Origin of the sequence: Dietzia massiliensis, assembly GCF_018390595.1 — a bacterium.
Lineage (GTDB): Bacteria > Actinomycetota > Actinomycetes > Mycobacteriales > Mycobacteriaceae > Dietzia > Dietzia massiliensis.
On sequence record NZ_JAHBAV010000123.1, the window covers coordinates 1 to 1,567 of the forward strand.

General features: G+C 70.9%; 2 protein-coding genes. One reads left to right on the top strand and one right to left on the bottom strand.

Going from position 1 to position 1,567, the window contains the following annotated elements; genetic code table 11:
* Positions 1 to 33 precede the first annotated feature (33 nt).
* The gene (locus KHA85_RS16405) at positions 34 to 885 is read right to left on the bottom strand and encodes a type IV toxin-antitoxin system AbiEi family antitoxin (protein ID WP_213186621.1); all 852 of its coding nucleotides are present in this window, start codon (positions 883 to 885) and stop codon (positions 34 to 36) included.
* Between the two features lie 158 nt (positions 886 to 1,043).
* Between KHA85_RS16405 and KHA85_RS16410 the strand changes: the two genes are divergently transcribed.
* Entirely contained in the window at positions 1,044 to 1,283 is a 240-nt protein-coding gene (locus KHA85_RS16410) for a zinc-ribbon domain-containing protein (RefSeq protein ID WP_213186622.1), read from the top strand.
* The last annotated feature ends 284 nt before the right edge of the window (positions 1,284 to 1,567 follow it).

Below are 1,567 nucleotides of genomic sequence, written 5' to 3' on the forward strand. Positions count from 1 at the left end.
GGGCAGACGGGGCCAGCGCACCACCCAGCCGGCTCACCCGAGCACCGCGAGCAGCTGCGCGGCGAGTTCACGCGGGCGCCGGTAGAACAGCGTCGCCGTCACGACAATCCGCGTCCACCCGGCCGCACGCAGCCGGTTGGCGCGTTCGGCGTCGCGCGCCTGCTGGGCCGCGGTGCGGTGTCCGCCGCCGTCGTACTCGACGAGAATCTTCCGTTCGACGAAGGCGAAGTCCCCGCGGAACGGCAACCCGGGGACGGGGTACTGCACCTCGAATCCTGTCAGCCCGAGGTCGATCAGGAGCATCCGCAGGCGCGTCTCCATCGCCGACTCGGTCTTCGGCTCGGCGTGGGTGCAACGCTCGAGAGCCAGCCGACTCCCCCGCAACCCCGGATACCGCGCGAGCAGCCTCGGCAGCGAGTACCGAGGGTTGTATCCGGGCCCCATCCGGTAGGCGCCGTCCAGCGCGACCATCGCCTCGACCCGGTCCTCGTATCTGGCGAGGTCGAACAGCGTCCATTCCGGGCTGGCGACCCGCAGGTCCACTCCGTCGGCCGAGAGGATGGTCTCCACGTGCTCGTCAGGAATCGCGTAGCGGCGCGCGACGATTCCCTCTCGGCGCACGCGCTTGGCCCCCACCGCCAGTTCGACCGGGTACTGCAGGGGCAGCCACGGATGTCCGTGGACCGAGGCGGCCAGCCACCCGGTGGCCACGGCGTCGGGACACGTCAGCGTCGCCGCCGCCAGCCGCGTGGTGGGCGTGGTGATGGTGGTCGCCGGTTCCCAGATCCCGTGATGCGCCTTCCTGTAACCGTTCGTGGCGCGGTGCGCTCCGCGGGTTGTGGTGAGGTCGCCGCGGCGTCTCGGGCCGCTGGGTGGAGGTGCCATGACCAATACTGTGGTGCACCGGCGGGGCCGCGAGCTCGCTTGCAGGCCGGTTTTCGGCCGGTCTGTGGAGGGGCACGGGCCTGTGGAACACCGTGTGGGGTCGACTGCCTGTCGACGACACGCGCAGCCCGGGCGCCCGGCGCTGGCACGCTGGAGGCATGCTCGTCATCTTCGGCTTCAAGAACTCGTCCCGGAATCTCGGGCTGGCACAGGCCACCTGCCCGCGGTGCGGTCACCGGGCGGCGCAGCGGGTCGACCGCCGTAAGCGCGCGTTCTCGGTGTTCTTCATCCGGATCGTCCCGTTGGGCTCGTCTTATGAGGCGACGTGCACGGCGTGCGGTGTGAGCACCGGGATCAGCCGCGCCCAGGCCGAGGGGATCCTGGCCGGCGCGTACTGAGCGCGCGGCGGCCCTCAGTCCGCATCCGACAGCTCAGCCCAGGCCTTCTCGGCCGCCCCGAGCCGAAGTCGCTCGTGAGCCGGTTCTTGATCGACGTGCGGGGGAAAGTGCGACTGTCAAGCGGTTCGGGCGAGGGCGTGGTCGTCTGCATCCGGTCGAGTCGGAAGCGTCTCCGGTCGTGGTGCTTGTCCCGCTCGTGTAGCCACCGCCATTCGCCGGGGTGACTTGACCGGGGGTGAGTGTTGTCCGCCCTGTGTCGGGCGCTGGCACGCCCTCACGGGGGC